The sequence below is a fragment of the Photorhabdus sp. S10-54 genome, assembly GCF_963878145.1.
Taxonomy (GTDB): Bacteria; Pseudomonadota; Gammaproteobacteria; order Enterobacterales; family Enterobacteriaceae; genus Photorhabdus; species Photorhabdus kayaii.
This window is the reverse complement of the sequence record NZ_CAWNXG010000047.1, coordinates 1-19,622: the sequence shown is the minus strand read 5'-3', so window position 1 is coordinate 19,622 and position 19,622 is coordinate 1. Positions and strand designations below refer to the sequence as shown.

Sequence of the window (19,622 nt, the reverse complement as noted above, 5' to 3'; positions counted from 1 at the left end):
ATACCGCACTGTATTTGGCGCTTTTAAAACAGCGCCATTTTTTAAAAGCAATCGGAAAACGACTTTGCAATGCGCGATGGAATTCCGGTAAAACGGATCAAAGCGAAGTAAATGGGTTTTGAAGCGTTACACTTTAAAAATGACCACTTCACTTACCAATACAAAAACTCGAAAAAATCCTTCCTAGCAGATCATCGGAAGTAAATTCACCCGTGATCTCACTCAATGCCTGCTGCGCCAAACGCAGCTCTTCCGCCAGCAATTCACCTGAACGAGCAACCACCAATTGTTCATGGCCCTGTTGTAAATGCTCCGCCGCGGTATTTAATGCTTGTAAATGACGACGACGAGCCAAGAAACCACCTTCGGTATTACTGCTAAAACCCATCGTTTCTTTCAGATGATCGCGCAATAAATCGATACCTTCACCGCTACGGGCAGAAAGTCTAACCAGCGAGTAACCACTTACTTCGGCAATACTTGTCTCTTCATCAGTCATATCTGTCTTATTACGAACGACTGTGATAGGGAGCGATTTAGGCAGACGAGCCATAAATTCAGGCCAGATTTCCACAGGTTCAACCGCGTTCGTTGTCGTGCTATCTACCATAAACAGTACACGATCAGCCTGCTCAATTTCCTGCCAAGCACGCTCAATACCAATACGCTCAACTTCGTCACTGGCTTCACGCAAACCTGCGGTATCAATAATATGCAACGGCATACCGTCAATATGGATATGTTCACGCAACACATCACGGGTTGTGCCTGCAATATCCGTCACAATCGCCGCTTCACGGCCTGCTAATGCATTAAGCAGGCTGGACTTCCCTGCATTAGGGCGACCAGCGATAACAACTTTCATCCCTTCACGTAAAAGGCTACCCTGACGAGCCTGAGCACGTACACGCCCAAGCTCAGCCATCACTTCATCCAATTTGGCCTCGATTTTCCCATCAGAAAGGAAATCAATCTCTTCATCTGGAAAATCAATAGCCGCTTCTACATAGATTCGTAAGTGAGTAAGTGCTTCCACCATCTGGTGAACTTGAGTCGAAAAAGCGCCCTGTAAGGAATTCATCGCTGAACGGGCAGCCTGCTCCGAACTGGCATCGATCAGGTCAGCAATGGCTTCCGCCTGAGCTAAATCCAGTTTGTCATTAAGAAAAGCGCGTTCAGAAAACTCACCAGGATTAGCGATTCGCACACCTGGCAGAGTCAGAATACGTTTAAGTAGCAAATCGAGAATAACCGGCCCACCATGCCCTTGAAGCTCCAGTACATCTTCTCCGGTAAATGAATTGGGTCCCGGAAAGTAAATAGCAATTCCCTGATCAAGTACCTGACCATCTACATCACGAAATGGCAGATAATCTGCATAACGGGGTTTGGGTAATTTACCTAATACCACCTCAGCGACCTGTGCAGCTTTCGGGCCGGAAACACGCAAAATGCCAACCCCTCCTCGCCCTGGTGGGGTAGCCTGAGCAACAATCGTATCCGTGGTATTCATGGTTATCTCTCTATTGACTTTTTCGCTCAAATTGCTTTTAACTCAAATAGTTAAGGCGGTCAATGACCGCCTTTCCCGTTACAACGGCCAGCATGTATTCTGGCTGAAGCTATACCCGCCATCTTTCAAGTTGCCTCTTTGTTGGCTGCACTCACTCACCCCGGTCACATAGTTATCTATGCTCCCGGGGATTCGCTCCCTTGCCGCCGCGATGCATCTTGAAATCCATAGGGTATATGTTTTATTTCGCTGGCTTTTTCTCGCGACTATGCAAACCGCGTTTTTCCAGCCCACGATAAATCAATTGCTGCTGAATAATTGTCACCAAATTACTGACGATATAGTACAAAACCAGACCTGATGGGAACCATAAGAAGAATATGGTAAATATGACTGGCATATAGGTCATAATCTTCTGTTGCATCGGATCAGTAATTGTTGTCGGAGACATTTTCTGGATGATGAACATGGTCACACCCATCAGCAACGGCAGGATGTAATAAGGATCTTGCGCAGACAGATCATTAATCCAGCCAGCAAATGGCGCATGACGCAATTCAACAGAACCCATCAACATGTAATATAAAGCAAGGAAGATTGGCATTTGAATCAACAGAGGCAAACAGCCACCCAGTGGGTTCACTTTCTCTGCTTTGTACAATGCCATCATTTCCTGGCTCATACGCTGTTTATCATCACCAATCCGCTCGCGCATAGCCGCCAATTTAGGCTGTAACAGACGCATTTTCGCCATTGAAGTGTATTGTGCTTTGGTCAGCGGATACATGATACCACGCACAATAAAGGTGATAACAATGATGGAGAAGCCCCAGTTACCAATAAAACCATGCAAGAACTTCAACAGTTTAAATAATGGCTGAGAGATAAACCACAACCAACCATAGTCTACAGACAGATCCAGATGAGGTGCTACAGCGGCCATTTCATCTTGAATTTCCGGACCAATCCACAGTGTAGAAGAGACCGTTTTTTCACTGTTAGCGGCAACAGAGATTGGTGCACTCTTATAGCCAATCGCCGCCATCTCTTTACCTAATGCGGCAGTGTAGAAGGTACTGGTTTCATTCACCGCGGGAACCCAAGCGGTAGCAAAATATTGCTGCAACATGGCAATCCAGCCACCTTTGGTGGTCACGGATAAAGATTCACCTTCAATATCGCTAAAGCTGTATTTTTTGTATTTGGTATCATCTGAAGAATAGGCGGCGCCACGATAAGTATGCAGGGCAAAGTTACTGCTGCCTGTATCACGATGCTTTGGTAGTTCAACACTTTGTTTCAACTGACCAAAGAAGGTCATCTGTAACGGTTTTTCTGTCGTGTTATGAATATGGTAATCCACACTAATCGCGTATTCACCACGTTTCAGGACAAATGTTTTGACGTAAACAATGCCATTTTTAGTGACGAAATTCATCGGGATACGCAATTCATCCTGTCCATCAGCCAATACATAGCTATCCTGTGCTGCGGTATACAGCGGGCGCTCACTATTCAGCGGATTATCTGGACCATCTTTCCCCGTCAATCCGCTTTGCGCTTGATAAATGAAAGCAGGTGTTGTTTCCAACAATTTGAATGGCTGGTTTGAACCCAAGGTATCAGGATAGGCTAACAGGTCAGCCTCTTCGATATCACCGCCACGAGTATTGATGGTCAAAGAGAGCACATCAGTTTTAACCGTGATAAGTTTACCTTTTCCACTGCCTGGTACAGCTTGATTCTCACTGCTCGGCATATCCGTTTGTTGCGTGGCCTGTACTGTCGTTGGCTGCGGATTTTTATCTGCTTCCCATGCTTGCCAGACCAAGAAAGAAACGAACAGCAAAGCGATGAGAAGAAGATTACGTTGCGAATCCATCGTTAGTGTTCTCTGTTATCGTTGTTTTTTACCGGTGGGACAGGATCATCACCACCTTCATGTAAAGGGTGGCATTTTAATACGCGTTTCACCGTTAACCAACAGCCTTTTATCACTCCAAATCGACATAATGCCTCAATGCCATATTGAGAGCATGTAGGATTAAAGCGACAACGAGGCCCCAACAGCGGGCTTATTACCAACTGATATCCCCGGATTAATGCGATCAGGAAACGCGAGCCAAACGACAGTGACGACGCCATAATTTACCCAACGCCTCCGTTAACGCACGGTTATCAAGCTCAGCAACGCCTTTCCTAACCAATACCACAAAATCCATAGGAGGCAAGTTATGTTGGTTTAAACGGAAGCTTTCACGGGCTAACCGCTTAATCCGGTTACGCTCATGAGCACGTTTAACATTTTTCTTGGCTATAGTAAGACCGATACGGGGATGCCCCAGCTCGTTCGGGCGACCAAGGATAGTAATCTCTGGCGAACTTGCCCGTTGGGGTTGCTGGAAAACATAAGTGAAATACTTGGGAGTTAACAAGCGTAACTCCCTCGGAAAAGCGAGCTTAACCACTAGATGGTTAGCTTTATTACTTAGAAACGGTCAGACGAGTACGGCCTTTTGCACGACGGCGAGCCAGAACCTGACGACCATTTTTGGTAGCCATACGAGCGCGGAAACCATGAGAACGGTTACGCTTCAGTACGGATGGTTGGAAAGTGCGTTTCATAGCGATTTCTACCTAACTTAAGATTATTACTGATTCAGTAAATGCGTTGGCAGCCAGTGAGAAATAGACACCGATGCCTCAATCGCAACATCAATATAAAAGAAGCGGGATTGTAATAAAATGTACAGCCCTGAGTCAATTTACATAACACAAAGTCGGCCGGCTTTTCTACTGAGTTGGATGTTTACCAACACTCTGGCCCATGCGTACACCAGACCCTTCACCAAACATTATCGGTAAAAACTCTGGTATCGCACATAGGGTGCAATATTATACGGACTACTGAACAAAGCGCAACGATCACTGGCAGATCTTCGTTTTTTGTTATGATCCTTGGCCCGATTTTATTTCGAATATCGGCTTATCCTCGATCTGCATTTGGCATCCTCCATAATTCCACTACAACCCCTTTACAGCCCTTTATTTCACACACAATTTTATCCTGTGGATAAAAAGCGCTTAAACTGTGTAAAAGAATGAAGATCTATATCGTCTTTTGCGCTATGATCCCAAGCCATGATTTGGATCTTATCCTCGGATCATGGGGGAGCGATGACATTAAAAATCGCCATACACATAACAATTGATCCTTCCTCGCCTTAGAGGAGTCGTTGTTTTGTACCCAATATAATGAGCTAACCACTCCGATTTCTTTAATTGTTAATTGGCCTTGTTTTAGGGGAGTCCACCGTGTCACTTTCGCTTTGGCAGCAATGTCTTGCCCGATTGCAGGATGAATTACCTGCCACAGAATTCAGTATGTGGATACGCCCCCTTCAGGCAGAGCTAAGTGGTAACACTCTGGCACTTTATGCCCCAAATCGGTTCGTTCTGGACTGGGTAAGAGAGAAGTATATCAACAATATCAATGGATTGTTGAATGACTTCTGTGGAGCAGAAGTACCATTATTACGTTTCGAAGTTGGCAATAAACCCGTTTCCCAAAACGATAGCCCACCACAAAGGGTTGTTGCTCATACGCCAGTTACACCTGCACCACAGAGCACATCAGTACGCCCCAGTTGGGATAACACTACGGTACAACCAGAGCTCTCTTATCGCTCTAATGTTAACCAAAAACATACTTTTGATAACTTTGTTGAAGGTAAATCCAACCAACTTGCTCGTGCTGCTGCAAGACAGGTAGCTGATAATCCCGGCGGTGCCTATAACCCACTATTTCTTTATGGTGGTACGGGTTTGGGTAAAACCCACCTATTACATGCCGTAGGTAACAGTATTATGGCACGTAAGGCAAATGCCAAGGTGGTCTATATGCATTCTGAACGTTTTGTTCAGGATATGGTCAAGGCATTACAAAATAATGCAATAGAAGAGTTCAAACGCTATTACCGCTCTGTCGACGCATTACTGATCGATGATATTCAGTTTTTTGCCAATAAAGAACGCTCTCAAGAAGAGTTCTTCCACACATTCAATGCATTACTGGAAGGTAATCAACAGATTATTCTGACATCAGATCGCTACCCAAAAGAGATCAATGGGGTAGAAGATCGGTTAAAATCCCGTTTTGGCTGGGGGCTAACCGTTGCAATTGAACCACCGGAACTCGAAACCCGTGTCGCTATTTTGATGAAAAAGGCAGACGAAAACGAAATCCAGTTACCAGGCGAAGTTGCTTTCTTTATAGCCAAACGTCTGCGTTCTAATGTCCGTGAGCTTGAAGGGGCATTGAACAGGGTAATAGCAAATGCCAATTTTACTGGCCGAGCGATTACTATTGATTTTGTACGTGAAGCATTACGTGATCTGTTAGCACTGCAAGAAAAACTGGTTACCATTGATAATATTCAGAAAACAGTCGCTGAGTATTATAAAATCAAGGTGGCCGATTTACTTTCCAAACGGCGCTCCCGTTCCGTTGCCCGTCCAAGGCAAATGGCAATGGCGCTGGCAAAAGAGTTAACCAACCACAGCTTGCCTGAAATCGGGGATGCCTTTGGTGGACGTGACCACACAACTGTGCTGCATGCTTGTCGTAAAATCGAGCAACTGCGTGAAGAAAGTCACGACATCAAAGAGGATTTTTCTAACTTAATCAGAACATTGTCTTCCTAGTGCTATGAAATTTATCATTGAACGTGAGCAATTGTTAAAACCACTGCAACAGGTCAGTAGCCCGCTGAGTGGGCGTCCTACTCTGCCTATTCTTGGTAATTTATTACTACAGGTTACAGAAGGTTCCCTGTTGCTGACCGGCACAGATTTAGAAATGGAAATGATGGCAAGAGTCACGCTTTCATTGCCACACGAAGAAGGTGCAACCACGGTACCGGCACGTAAATTCTTTGATATCTGGCGAGGTTTGCCAGATGGGGCCGAGATCAGTGTAGAACTGGATGGCGACCGCCTATTGGTGCGTTCTGGTCGCAGCCGTTTCTCACTTTCCACACTGCCCGCTTCTGATTTTCCAAATCTTGATGACTGGCAAAGTGAGGTGGAGTTTTCACTGCCACAAGCCACACTGAAGCGCCTTATTGAATCAACTCAGTTCTCAATGGCTCACCAGGATGTCCGCTATTACCTCAACGGTATGTTGTTTGAAACCGAAGGAGAAGAGCTGCGTACAGTTGCAACGGATGGTCACCGTCTGGCAGTCTGTTCTATGGGAATTGGTCAAAAGCTGCCTTCCCATTCGGTCATCGTGCCACGTAAAGGCGTTATTGAACTAATGAGATTGCTGGATGGTGGCGATACTCCGCTACAGTTACAAATCGGCAGTAACAATATTCGTGCCCACGTTGGCGACTTTATTTTCACCTCTAAATTGGTAGATGGACGTTTTCCTGATTATCGTCGCGTATTACCAAAGAACCCGGATAAAACTCTGGAAGCTAATTGCGATATGCTGAAACAGGCTTTTTCACGCGCAGCTATTCTCTCTAATGAGAAATTTCGCGGAGTTCGCCTTTATTTCAGTGAAAACCAGCTAAAAATCACAGCAAATAACCCTGAACAGGAAGAAGCCGAAGAGATTGTAGATGTCAGCTACCAAGGTGCTGAAATGGAAATAGGCTTTAATGTCAGTTACGTGCTAGATGTTCTCAATACACTAAGATGTGAAGAGGTCCGTTTACTACTGACTGATGCTATTTCCAGTGTTCAGATAGAAGACTGTGCAAACCACAATGCGGCTTATGTCGTGATGCCAATGCGCCTGTAACCGGATTTTTATTTCAGGTATATGACTCTCACGCGTTTACTTATCCGCGGTTTTCGTAATATCGCCGCCGCTGATTTGCCTCTAGCTACCGGATTTAACTTTCTGGTTGGATCTAATGGCAGCGGCAAAACCAGCGTACTGGAAGCGATTTATACGCTGGGTCACGGGCGCTCTTTTCGTAGTATTCAAGCAGGACGGGTAATCCGTCATGACTGCGATGAGTTCGTTCTGCATGGGCGGTTAGGACAACAGGAGAATGAGCGGGAACGGTCTATCGGTCTGAGTAAAAACCGTAATGGCGACAGTAAAGTCAGAATTGATGGTAGTGATGGCTGTAAAATTGCAGAACTGGCCAAGATGTTACCTATGCAGCTTATTACTCCAGAAGGGTTTACCCTGTTAAATGGCGGGCCAAAGTATCGACGGGCTTTTATTGACTGGGGGTGCTTTCACAATGAGCCACGCTTTTTTTCTGCATGGGTAAACTTAAAACGGCTACTCAAACAACGCAATGCAGCACTACGACAAGTTACCCGCTACAGCCAGATACGGCCTTGGGATCAGGAATTGGTACCACTCGCTAACCAAATAAATCAGTGGCGTGGTGAATATGTTACAAACATCACTCAGGATATCACGAATACCTGTAAGCAGTTCTTACCCGAATTTACATTGAGTTTCTCTTTTCAACAGGGATGGGACAAAGAGAGTGATTATGCTGAATTACTGGAGCGCCAATTTGAGCGTGACAGAACGTTAACCTATACAGCTTCCGGCCCACACAAGGCAGATCTGCGCATTCGTGCAGAAGGAACACCAGTAGAAGATATGCTATCCCGCGGTCAATTAAAGTTACTGATGTGCGCACTGCGGCTAGCACAGGGTGAATATTTCACCCGACAGAGCGGACAACAATGTCTGTATCTGCTTGATGATTTTGCCTCCGAACTGGATGCCGGCCGCCGTCAGTTGCTGGCCGCTCGTCTAAAATCCACGCAAGCTCAGGTATTTGTCAGTGCGATAAATCCTGACCAAATAACAGACATGCTTGATGGAAATAGCAAGATGTTTCGCGTGGAAAATGGCAAAATAGAGGTTCAACCACAGGATTAAAAATGAGCGAGAAACGTTGATGTCGAATACATATGACTCCTCAAGTATCAAGGTATTAAAAGGGCTGGATGCGGTTCGTAAACGTCCGGGCATGTATATCGGTGATACAGACGATGGTACCGGCTTACACCACATGGTCTTCGAGGTTGTCGACAACGCTATCGACGAAGCCCTCGCAGGCCACTGTAGTGAAGTTATCGTCACTATCCATGCTGATAACTCAGTCTCCGTACAGGATGATGGCCGCGGTATTCCTACCGGTATACACGAAGAAGAAGGTGTTTCAGCAGCCGAAGTTATTATGACGGTGCTGCATGCGGGGGGTAAATTCGATGATAACTCTTATAAGGTCTCCGGCGGTTTGCACGGCGTAGGGGTTTCTGTTGTTAACGCCTTGTCTGAAAAGCTGGAATTGGTTATCCGCCGTGACGGTAAAGTTCATGAACAGACTTATCACCTTGGTGTGCCACAAAGCCCACTGAAAGTCGTTGGAGAAACTGAACAAACAGGTACCCGTGTCCGCTTCTGGCCGAGCATGGATACTTTCCGTAATAACACAGAATTCCAGCACGACATTCTGGCTAAACGCCTGCGTGAACTATCCTTCCTGAATTCCGGTGTATCCATCCGTCTTATTGATAAGCGCACTAATATAGAAGACCACTTCCATTATGAAGGTGGAATTAAAGCGTTTGTTGAGTTCCTAAATAAAAACAAAACACCCATTCATCCAAATGTTTTCTATTTTTCTACAGAAAAAGATGGCATCGGCGTTGAAATTTCAATGCAATGGAATGATGGTTTCCAGGAAAATATTTACTGCTTTACCAATAATATCCCACAACGCGATGGGGGAACTCACTTAGTTGGCTTCCGCACTGCGATGACACGTACCCTTAATAGTTACATGGATAAAGAAGGGTACAACAAGAAATCTAAAGTCAGCGCCACCGGCGATGATGCACGTGAAGGTTTGGTCGCAGTTATTTCTGTTAAAGTACCTGATCCAAAATTCTCTTCTCAGACCAAAGATAAACTGGTTTCTTCCGAGGTGAAAACGGCGGTTGAAACACTGATGAACGAGAAGCTGGTGGAATACCTGCTGGAAAACCCAAATGACGCTAAAACCGTCGTTGGTAAAATTATCGACGCTGCCCGTGCCCGTGAAGCAGCCCGTAAAGCACGTGAAATGACACGTCGTAAAGGTGCTCTTGATCTGGCTGGACTGCCAGGCAAACTGGCTGATTGTCAGGAACGTGATCCCGCACTTTCTGAACTCTACTTAGTGGAAGGGGACTCTGCGGGCGGTTCGGCAAAACAGGGCCGTAACCGCAAAAATCAGGCAATTTTGCCGCTAAAAGGCAAAATCCTGAATGTCGAAAAAGCACGTTTCGATAAAATGCTCTCTTCTCAAGAAGTCGCAACCCTGATCACTGCATTGGGCTGTGGAATTGGCCGTGACGAATATAACCCAGATAAGCTGCGTTACCACAGCATTATCATCATGACGGATGCGGACGTCGATGGTTCTCATATTCGTACCCTATTGCTGACTTTCTTCTATCGTCAAATGCCAGAAATCATTGAACGTGGTCATGTATTTATTGCTCAACCACCGTTGTATAAAGTCAAAAAAGGCAAACAAGAACAATATATTAAAGATGATGAAGCAATGGATGAGTACCAACTATCCATTGCACTAGATGGCGCTTCACTTTACACCAATGAGCACACGCCAGCCCTGAGAGGCGAACCGCTGGAAAAATTGGTGACCGAATTTAATGGTGTTCAAAAAATCATTAAACGCATGGAACGTCTGTATCCGCTAAGTTTATTAAATAGCCTAATTTATCATCCGAAACTGACCGAAGAAGTATTGTCTGATAAGACGAAAGTTGAAGAATGGATTGAAATGCTAGTCACCCGTCTGAATGACAGTGAACAAAACGGCAGCAGCTACAGTTATCGCCTCCATGAAAATCGTGAGCGCCAAATGTACGAACCGGTTCTGTGTGTTCGTACACATGGTGTTGATACTGATTATCTGTTGGACTTCGATTTTGTCCACGGTGGCGAATATCACCGTATCACTCAGCTAGGCGACAAACTTCGCAACTTGATCGAAGAAAGCGCTTATATCGAACGTGGTGAACGACGCCAATCGGTTAGCAGCTTTGAACAAGCGCTAAACTGGTTGACTAAAGAGTCTCGCCGTGGGTTGTCTATACAGCGTTATAAAGGCTTGGGAGAAATGAACCCTGAACAGTTATGGGAAACTACCATGAACCCAGAAACCCGCCGCATGATGCGTGTAACAGTAAAAGATGCCATTGCAACTGACCAACTGTTTACAACTCTGATGGGTGATGCTGTTGAACCTCGTCGAGCATTTATTGAAGAGAATGCCCTGAAAGCAGCCAATATTGATATCTAATTGATATTATTATCAACTGAAATAAGCGCTCATATTGATTCTCTATGGGCGCTTTTTTTATCTGTTATTTCCAATAGATAAAGTGTAATTTATTTAATGTTTCTGTAAAACATCACTTAAATATAATCTAAGGATATAAATATGGCTGACATGATTTACATGACAATAAAGGGGAAAAAACAGGGATTAATATCGGCTGGATGTTCTTCTGTTGATTCTATTGGTAATAAATATCAAGCAAACCATCTTGATCAGATATTAGTTTATAGCTTAAGCCATGCGATAACACGGGCTCAAAATGTCGATCATCAACCCATTATTATCCAAAAACCTATCGACAAATCATCACCATTACTCGGTGTGGCTATTTCTGATAATGAGTCTCTTGAATGCTCTATTGATTTTTACCGAACTAACTCAAATGGTGCTCAAGAACGTTATTACAATATAAAGATCACTGGCGCCACAATCACTGAAATAAGTGTCTTACATCCACATTCATTGAATCATAATGAGCTTCCACCACAGGAAAGTATTTCGTTAAAATATACAAACATTACCTGGAATCACCTTATCGCAGGTACTGGCGGTTATAGTATTTGGGATGACAGGATTTATTAAATAATCAAAACAAGGCGTTTTAATTTAACACCTTATTTCATTATTGAACTTTTTTCGGTAGAACCAAAGCATATAAAACAGAGAATATCATACTTCCTATTTTAATCTCTTCACTATTTAAATTAATGAATTTCGATATAAAATCATGGTGCTCATTAAGGCCAACAACAAATAGTTGAATATAACCAAATATAATTATTAAAATAGAAATAAAAACAGATAAAATATAATTACATCTTTTATCCACAATCTTTTTTATAAAATAAAATGAGATAAAAACAATTAAAGAAATAATGTAATAAAGAGAAATATCCCACCAAGTAGACTTAGTAGAAATTATCACATCAATATAATCCATATTCTTTCCTATATTAATCAACAAATACTTAACATAGCATATTATAATCTTATCCTATTCATTAATAAATTCATTTCACAAACATCTAATCTAAAATTAATTTCAATATTTTCTTGGTAACATGCAAGCATATAAAATAGAAAACATCACACTACCCACTCTAATTACCTCACTATTTAAATTAATAAACATTGATATAACTTCATGATATCCATCATATTTAACAATAAATAATTGAATTGAACAAAAAATTACTATTATAAAGAAACCAAAAACAGAGAGTATATAACTTCTTTTTTTTCTATGAAAAATTTTATAAAAAAAAGAAAAAGCAAAATAATCAATGATAAAGAATAGTACAGAAAAACATCCTGCCAAGTAGATTGAGTGGAAATTGTAACATCAATATAATCCATCATTATTTTTCCTTTTCTAGCTGATAAATACTCAGAACTGTAGCGTTATCAACAATTAGTTCAGTAACTAAATTTTATATCTTTGAAAAAATCATCTAGAATATCTTATTAGCATTAAAATAATATACAATAATGAAAATATAAAACCACCAACCTTTATACTTTCGCTTTTAAAATTAATAAAAATTGGGCATATCGTACTCATATCCTGTTAGAATTAATTGGGCACTAGATAATAAAATAACCAAGATAACACCAAAAATAACTATAATATTGTTATTTTTATATTTATTCTTATCTTAAAAATAAATATAAAAAACAATATAACAAGAGATAAAACATAATAGTATAATATATCCAACCATGATGATTTAGTAGAAATAATAATTTCGGTATAATCCATTATTCTTTTTCACCAGTAATTTATCGTCAACATTTAAACTTCCTTGGGAACATTATCATGATTAAAATTGAAAATATCACCGCACTTACTCTTATTACCTCATCATTTAAATTCAAAAATCTAAATGGTGGAATCAAGGAATAACTAAATTTAGATATAATTAATTGATCTGTGCAAAAAGAAAACAAAAACAAAAGATTAATTATAAATAGAAAAATACTCTTTTTACTTTCTGTGTATTTTTTAATAAATAAAAAAAACATAGAAAAAATTATCATAAATAAAAAATATAATAAAAAATCCATATCAGATGATTGAGTAGATATAATTAACTCCTGTCCCATATTATTTCTCTTCTTCTGTTATCTTATAAATACTCCAAAGAGTAACACCATCAACCGCTGTCTCCATAAAAACGATTCACTATACATTTAGACAGAAAAACCATAAATATAATTTATGAAAAATAACAAAGATAAACCAATAAAGAAAGGTTTTTCAAAACTCACTAATCCGTGAAATTTACGAAATAATAGTTTCGTATTGGTACTAAGCAGGGATATATATGGCGAAGATTAGCTATATTCGGGTACTAATAAATGACCAGAATTGTGGTTTATGAAAAAATGTGTTGACAAGAGTAAATTATGAACTATTTTGGAAGATAAATTTGTAGTAAAAATAAGCCTCTGTATTTTCAACGTACAGAGGCTTTTTTCTGTTGGTAAACAATAACCCTATTATTACCTATAGGGATTTGATTGTTATAAATAAACCTCGGATGCAAGCAGTAAGTGAGGCGGTCCAGATCTCAAGTTGATACTTGATCGAATCTTAGGGAGGACATCATAATTAATCAGACACGCTAATAGTTCTCTGCCATTTTTCTCCAATCACTCGAAAGGTTGAAAGGACCGCTTTTACCATGTCTTCCACCATTGGCGCAATGAAAGCCAAAAACAAAGGTAAATCTGTATAGAAAAGTATTATGTAGCAAAGGGGTATACCAAAAAACCATGCTGCTACCACATCCATAATGATGATAAAGCGATTGTCTCCCCCACTCCTGAGAGCGCCGACGATATTTATCGTTGAAAGTGACCTGATAACAATAGTAAATAATACAATAAAATAAGCGCCCTGAATAAAGTCAATAGACCTTTGTGATAACCCAGGATAAAAGGATAAAATAAACCCATTTAGCAGATAGAGTAGGACTGCGAGTAGTAAAGCGAATGCCAAACCTAATGCTATACACAAACGTGATATAGCCGTGGCTCTTTCATACTCCTTTTTGCCTAACGCTTCACTTATCACGATCCCTGCAGCAATTGCAATCCCCCAATAAGAAATATGGGCTAGGTTAGTAATTGAGGAGATCACTGCTGCTGAAGCCACTAAATCTTTGCCTTGAAAAGCAATTATTAAAGTGTATAGGTTCACACTCGCCGCCCACAGTAAAGCATTTATAGCTTGCGCACCTCCTATATTCAGCAACTCTCTAGAGGATTTGCACTTATAATTAAACTTGTAAAAGTCAAGGTACAATCCATTGTACTTTTTTAATAGAAAGAATATGATTAGCCCTATTTCTACTAACTTTGAAAGAATTGAGCCCAATGCAGCTCCAATAAATCCAAGTCCATCCACATCAGCTATGCCAAAAACCAAAAAATAGCTGAAAAAGATATTGGAAACAACACCACTTGCAGATATCAGAAACGCTAACAATGTGTTACCGAGCGCATTGAGAAGACCTATATAGACTTGAATGATGGCAGACGCCAAAATTGTATATGAAATGACATCAAGGTAGTCTATTGCTTTAGAGGTGTAATCCTCCTCTCTCCAAAAAAACAAAATAACTTCTTCGTTAAACAGCTTAACAATAGAAAAAATGAAAAATGATAAAGTAAGACTAAGTACAAGCCCATTAGTCACAATCAATTTTAGAGTGTTTGGCAAGTGCTTATTTTGAGCAACTATAACTGATACTGAATTTGAGAAAGAGTAGACTACACTCAAAAAAACTAACACAATACTAGTTGCCAGTCCCATTCCAGCTAGCTCTTCTGTGCCTATATACCCAATCATTATTGTGTCGATAATTGACATCGCAGTAAACAATATCGACTGAGCCATAATCGGCAACGCAAGCTTAATTATTCGATAAGTATCAGTGGTTACGCGAGACGTCATTGAGTCCGCCTCAAAACTGATCTTTGACGAAGTACCTCTTCAATCCCCCAATATTCATGCTGTAATAACAGGTATGTTTCATCTAGTAAATGCTTAGAGTGTATATATTCAAAGGCATTAAAGTTAGATTTCTTTTTACTGACAACGTCTTCTGATTGAGGGATATGCATCGAAGCTGATTCAAAAACGAAACTAAATATTGCTCCCTCTTTCATAAGCCTAATACCCAACTCGATATCCTCGCCTCCCCAAGATCTGAACGACTCATCAAATCCAGATATAGAGTCGAAGAGAGACTTGTGTATAGCTATTACCCCACCCCAGCAATACACCCATGGAGCACGTAAGTTCCGCATATCCATATCATGATATGAAAGATGATAGATTCTAGGATCAAGAAAAGTGGAAGTTGAGATATATAGTTTTAATGCACCTTCGACTCCATAATTTTCAATATCGCTAAGAATGATTTTCTTGTTGTCAGCGCAGTTAGTGATTCCGTAAATATTTCCTAGAGACACACAGCATTTATCACACAAAGAAGGTTCGATAATACTCGAAACAGCATTTTTTTCTAGATATATTCCACAATCAACGAACAATAAAACTTCACCACTGGCAATCCTTGCTCCTCGGTTTCTAGCTAATGACACTTGAAATCCTTCATCCCTTTGAGAAACGACAATTATTTCATGCATGCAATTAATATTATTTACATTTATGGGCTCGTCTGAACCGTCATCAACTATCACCACCTCCAATTCAACCTTATTTGGTAGTATTTGATTATCTAAAGATGCTATAGTCGATAGTAATTGAATCGTATTATTATAACAAGGAATGATAATACTGATAATCATAATAAGCCAGCCTAAAATATCTCACTTTTAATCATTTTTACAATATCATGCCTACCACATATTAATGCTTGAGCACTGCTTATATCACTAAAAGAATAATGTACCTGAAAGCCTGCCTCCTTTAATATAATATATCCCGCTGCGACATCCCATTGATACAAATTTAGCTCAAAGAACGCAAGCAGACGGTTTGCAGCAACGTATGACATACAGAGAGCTGCGCTACCATTTCTATAGGGCAAGTAGCCAAACTCAAGTAAACTTGTTAATGCTTTTGAAATTTTCCTCTTGTCATCACGATAAGACGTACCAAACGCTAAGTAAGGCATAGGACTATGCTCCTGCTCTACAAACGGCTGGGCGCTTGCAGATAATCTTGTGGAATTTAAGAAAGCTCCTTGAGCATGGTAAGCACTAAAACATTCTTTACGAATTGGATCGTAGATTAAACCAAATAATATGCTGCCTTTCCTAAAGGCAGCAATAGATATACACCATCCAAACACACCTGTGGAAAAGCTATGAGTTCCGTCAATTGGATCAATTAGCCAGATATATTCGCTTGTATCTGTAAAGTGATGAAAGGAAGACTCTTCAGAAACAATCGTATCACTAGGAAATATATCTGAAATGGAGCTTTTTATATACTCATCTACAATCAGGTCAGCACTGGTAAGCACATCTCCTTCTTTTTTATGTTCACATATAAAAGCTAGGTTGTTAAACATTTCTAGTGCAATATTTCCTGCATCTGCAATAACTTGCTTGGCATGTACAAACCTTTCATCCTTTAGCATACTTCTCTACTTCCTATGAATGAGATAGTTATCTATAATTAAAAAATCCAGCTTGCTTTCCCTATAGAAATTAATCGCATCTTCGGGAGTTTCTACAATGGGAGTGTCCTTGCCATTAAAGGAGGTATTCAGCAAAATTGGGACATCTGTAAGTTTGTAGAACTCATTAATAAGATTATAGTAGTTTCTGTTTAATTCTCTAGTCACTGTTTGAACGCGAGCAGTTCCATCGACATGTACTACCGCACCAATTTGCTCTGATTTCTCTGGTATTACTTGTGAAACCTTGATCATATAATCGCTATCTTCATTGCCAGGCTTAAAGAAGTCTGAATACCTATCCTTTAAAATTGAAGGCGCGAATGGACGAAATTCTTCACGATTCTTGATTTCAATGTTGATATAATCGAGCATCTCTTTTCTTCTTGGATCAGCTAATATACTCCTGTTCCCCAAAGCCCGAGGTCCAAATTCAGATCCCTTTCTAAAACACCCGACTACCTTTCCCTCACTAATATGCTTTGCGACAACTTCTTCCAAATTACCCGGCTTAGTTATTACATAGTTGTCATCCAAGTATTTGCATAGACTAGACTCAGAGGTATCATACTTTATGCCAAAATATGGGTTTCCATTAAATAGGACTTTTTCTTTATTAAGTACTTTCATCCAACCGTAATAACATGCTCCTATTGCAAGGCCATTATCACCAGCAGCTGGCTGAATATAAACATTCTTGAATGGCGTATTCTGCGTTATTTTACTATTAGCTACCGCGTTTAGTGCTAATCCACCCGCATAACATAAGTTATCTGACGAGTACATTTTGTAGTATTCATTAAGCAGATAAAATAAAGCTTCTTCAGTTTGTTCTTGCACCCATTTAGCTAAATCAGCACAATACTGGAAATTATCCTTGATGTTTGTATCTTTTAGGCCCAAGTTCTCAATTAGGTCATAGTTTATCTTGACCCTGGCATCCTTCATCAGAAATAGTTCGCCCGAGAATCTTCCACTTTTACCATATGGTGCCAAGCCCATTAATTTGCCTTCGTTGAAGTCGTTACCGAATACAAACTTACTTGCACCTCCATATAGCCCACCTATGGAATGTTCGATATCATAAGGCGCAATTTTATATCTATTTAGATCATTAAAATTAAATCTTGAGTAATCTTTAAATACTGGTATTACATTATTATTAAAGAATTTATAGTAGCTCTCCTTTTCAAAATAGTCGATATAGTCCGATTTAGATAATTTTGCTATATCGCTGGGAACTAGTCTTATGTCATGATCTAGGCAACTATCAATACTTCCTCCCATGCCATCGCATACAATCACGGCAGACTCTGAAAATGGAGAAGTGCCAACTGCACTGTATGCGTGCGCAATATGGTGACCAATTCTAACAATGGGGAGGTACTCAGGTATAATTCTACCTCGACGTTTGATTACATCATCAGGCTTGTGTTTTTCATTTACCGTATATTTCTCAACAAATAGATCTATACCCAATGGATTTCAAGATGCATCGCGACGGCAAGGGAGTGAATCCCCGGGAGCATAGCAAACTATGTGACCGGGGTGAGCGAGTGCAGCCAACAAAGAGGCAACTTGAAAGATGACGGGTATACATCCTTAAAAGTGATTCCTGCTGCGTTTAAGCAATACCTTATAGCATCATTATCATTAAATCCATCATGCTTAATCTTCGTGAGCCTTTCTTTTTCAATGCCAACGATAATCTTACCATTCTTCATTAAGCACGCTGATCCGTCATGTGATAACCCAGAACCTAAAACATAAATTGGCTTGTTCATAGTTCCCCTCAAACTTAAAACATGTATTTTGGTACTTCAAAGGCAACCAGCTTTTGACATTCAGAAATTGCTTCTTCGATTTTTAACTGCACAGGGGGTGTTTTCTGAGTCCATGCTGAAGGACCTTTTAAGGCACCTTTTAATCCCATGTCTCTAGCAATCTTCAAATAACGTATAGCGTCAATCACAACGCCAGCTGAGTTCTCAGAATCTTGCACCGATAATTTAGTGTCAATTTCGACTTTGCTTCCTCCAAACCCGGTAAGCTCCAAGCGTATATGCGCAACCTTATTATCCTTCAAATAAGGTATATAAGTCGATGGTCCGGCAAAAATAGAATCCTCGTGAACATACACTCCGGCAATTTCATTTTGACTTCTAATAACGTTCTCTTTCGAGATTTTTTTGGATGTTAATCTCTCTTGAACCATCATATTATTAAAGTCAGTATTTCCACCAATATTAATTTGCTGATGATAGTCAACAGTTAGATTTCTTGAGTGTGCTAATTCCTGGTATACTTGTGACAATATTGACGCACCTAAATGACTCTTCATATCATCACCTATGATAGGGATGCCTTTATCGTAGAACTTCTTGTCCCACTCCGGATCAGACGCTATGAAAACTGGAATACAATTAAGCAACGAAACACCAGATTCCAGACAACATTCAGCAAGATATTCGGTAGCCTTCTGAGGGCCAACAGGTAAATAGTTTATCAATATATCTATTTCGTTTTCTTTAAGGCCAGAAACCAAGTCAATTGGTTTTTGATCACTCGAAACCCGAAACCCGCGATCTTCAGGTTGATTGCTCATATACGGAGATACACCATCAAAAACTTCAATTTTCTCGACGATCGGACCTTCTGGCAAATCGGTACAGAATACCCTTGCACAGTTGGGTTTTGCAAAAATTGCTTTTGATATTGGTAAGCCAACTTTCCTACAATCAACATCATATGCAGCTTTCACATTAATATCTTTGATTGAAATACCTAGATTATTAATTATTGGATCGCTATCTGAGTGAAAATAAATCCCTTGATAAAGAGACGAACAGCAATTTCCAACACCTACAATAGCAACGTTAATCATATTAAAAATCCTTTTTGTTAGTGTTTTTTGAAATTATTAAATCATTTAAGGCAGATTCGACTAATAAGTGCAATTTTTCAGAAGGGCGGTCAGTTGCTATAGTAGGCATCTTTCTCGCCAAAGGAAAATGCACTATGGCCTATACACAACTGACCGAAACAGAAAGATACCAGATT

General features: G+C 40.4%; 17 protein-coding genes. 5 read left to right on the top strand and 12 right to left on the bottom strand.

Annotation, left to right across the window (positions count from 1 at the left end; all coding sequences use genetic code 11):
- Window positions 1–148 precede the first annotated feature (148 nt).
- From mnmE to rpmH, 5 genes are all read right to left on the bottom strand, one after another.
- Entirely contained in the window at window positions 149–1,513 is a 1,365-nt protein-coding gene (gene mnmE, locus AACQ83_RS19595; RefSeq protein ID WP_112879273.1) for a tRNA uridine-5-carboxymethylaminomethyl(34) synthesis GTPase MnmE, read from the bottom strand.
- A 241-nt stretch (window positions 1,514–1,754) separates the two neighbouring features.
- Window positions 1,755–3,395, bottom strand: a complete 1,641-nt coding sequence (yidC, locus tag AACQ83_RS19590) for a membrane protein insertase YidC (protein WP_112879274.1) — start codon at window positions 3,393–3,395, stop codon at window positions 1,755–1,757.
- A gap of 2 nt (window positions 3,396–3,397) precedes the next feature.
- Window positions 3,398–3,658: a membrane protein insertion efficiency factor YidD gene (gene yidD, locus AACQ83_RS19585; RefSeq protein WP_112879275.1), complete on the bottom strand. Its 261-nt coding sequence runs from the start codon at window positions 3,656–3,658 to the stop codon at window positions 3,398–3,400.
- Window positions 3,622–3,981, bottom strand: a complete 360-nt coding sequence (gene rnpA, locus AACQ83_RS19580) for a ribonuclease P protein component (protein WP_112879276.1) — start codon at window positions 3,979–3,981, stop codon at window positions 3,622–3,624. Before rnpA ends, yidD begins: the two co-directional genes overlap by 37 nt.
- A 16-nt stretch (window positions 3,982–3,997) precedes the next feature.
- Entirely contained in the window at window positions 3,998–4,138 is a 141-nt protein-coding gene (rpmH, locus tag AACQ83_RS19575) for a 50S ribosomal protein L34 (RefSeq protein ID WP_004093983.1), read from the bottom strand.
- A gap of 690 nt (window positions 4,139–4,828) precedes the next feature.
- Between rpmH and dnaA the strand changes: the two genes are divergently transcribed.
- The 5 genes from dnaA (at window position 4,829) to AACQ83_RS19550 (ending at window position 11,490) form a co-directional block, all read left to right on the top strand.
- A complete protein-coding gene (dnaA, locus tag AACQ83_RS19570) occupies window positions 4,829–6,217 on the top strand; it encodes a chromosomal replication initiator protein DnaA (RefSeq protein WP_112879277.1) in 1,389 nt (462 codons plus the stop codon).
- A 4-nt stretch (window positions 6,218–6,221) separates the two neighbouring features.
- Window positions 6,222–7,322, top strand: coding sequence for a DNA polymerase III subunit beta (gene dnaN / locus AACQ83_RS19565; protein ID WP_112879278.1), 1,101 nt, complete (start codon window positions 6,222–6,224; stop codon window positions 7,320–7,322).
- 21 nt (window positions 7,323–7,343) lie between these two features.
- Complete coding sequence (recF, locus tag AACQ83_RS19560; protein ID WP_112879279.1) at window positions 7,344–8,435, top strand: DNA replication/repair protein RecF; 1,092 nt, start codon at window positions 7,344–7,346, stop codon at window positions 8,433–8,435.
- A 19-nt stretch (window positions 8,436–8,454) separates the two neighbouring features.
- Window positions 8,455–10,869, top strand: a complete 2,415-nt coding sequence (gyrB, locus tag AACQ83_RS19555; protein ID WP_112879280.1) for a DNA topoisomerase (ATP-hydrolyzing) subunit B — start codon at window positions 8,455–8,457, stop codon at window positions 10,867–10,869.
- Window positions 10,870–11,010: 141 nt separating this feature from the next.
- Window positions 11,011–11,490, top strand: a complete 480-nt coding sequence (locus AACQ83_RS19550; RefSeq protein WP_088372713.1) for an Hcp family type VI secretion system effector — start codon at window positions 11,011–11,013, stop codon at window positions 11,488–11,490.
- Between the two features lie 40 nt (window positions 11,491–11,530).
- On the opposite strand, the gene AACQ83_RS19545 is transcribed toward AACQ83_RS19550, so the two are convergent.
- The 7 genes from AACQ83_RS19545 to AACQ83_RS19515 all read right to left on the bottom strand — a co-directional run bounded on the left by AACQ83_RS19545 (window position 11,531) and on the right by AACQ83_RS19515 (window position 19,446).
- On the bottom strand, window positions 11,531–11,848 hold the full coding sequence (locus AACQ83_RS19545; protein ID WP_112879281.1) for a hypothetical protein: 318 nt from the start codon (window positions 11,846–11,848) through the stop codon (window positions 11,531–11,533).
- Window positions 11,849–13,519: 1,671 nt separating this feature from the next.
- Window positions 13,520–14,866, bottom strand: a complete 1,347-nt coding sequence (locus AACQ83_RS19540) for an MATE family efflux transporter (RefSeq protein ID WP_112879283.1) — start codon at window positions 14,864–14,866, stop codon at window positions 13,520–13,522.
- Window positions 14,863–15,726, bottom strand: coding sequence for a glycosyltransferase (locus AACQ83_RS19535; protein WP_112879284.1), 864 nt, complete (start codon window positions 15,724–15,726; stop codon window positions 14,863–14,865). The genes AACQ83_RS19540 and AACQ83_RS19535 overlap by 4 nt, the downstream gene beginning before the upstream one ends.
- An 11-nt stretch (window positions 15,727–15,737) precedes the next feature.
- Window positions 15,738–16,523, bottom strand: coding sequence for an inositol monophosphatase family protein (locus tag AACQ83_RS19530; protein WP_112879285.1), 786 nt, complete (start codon window positions 16,521–16,523; stop codon window positions 15,738–15,740).
- A 6-nt stretch (window positions 16,524–16,529) separates the two neighbouring features.
- On the bottom strand, window positions 16,530–18,041 hold the full coding sequence (locus tag AACQ83_RS19525) for a carbamoyltransferase C-terminal domain-containing protein (protein WP_112879286.1): 1,512 nt from the start codon (window positions 18,039–18,041) through the stop codon (window positions 16,530–16,532).
- Window positions 18,042–18,097: 56 nt separating this feature from the next.
- Window positions 18,098–18,286: a carbamoyltransferase N-terminal domain-containing protein gene (locus AACQ83_RS19520; protein WP_445260532.1), complete on the bottom strand. Its 189-nt coding sequence runs from the start codon at window positions 18,284–18,286 to the stop codon at window positions 18,098–18,100.
- A gap of 74 nt (window positions 18,287–18,360) precedes the next feature.
- Window positions 18,361–19,446: an inositol-3-phosphate synthase gene (locus tag AACQ83_RS19515; protein ID WP_112879289.1), complete on the bottom strand. Its 1,086-nt coding sequence runs from the start codon at window positions 19,444–19,446 to the stop codon at window positions 18,361–18,363.
- Between the last annotated feature and the right edge of the window lie 176 nt (window positions 19,447–19,622).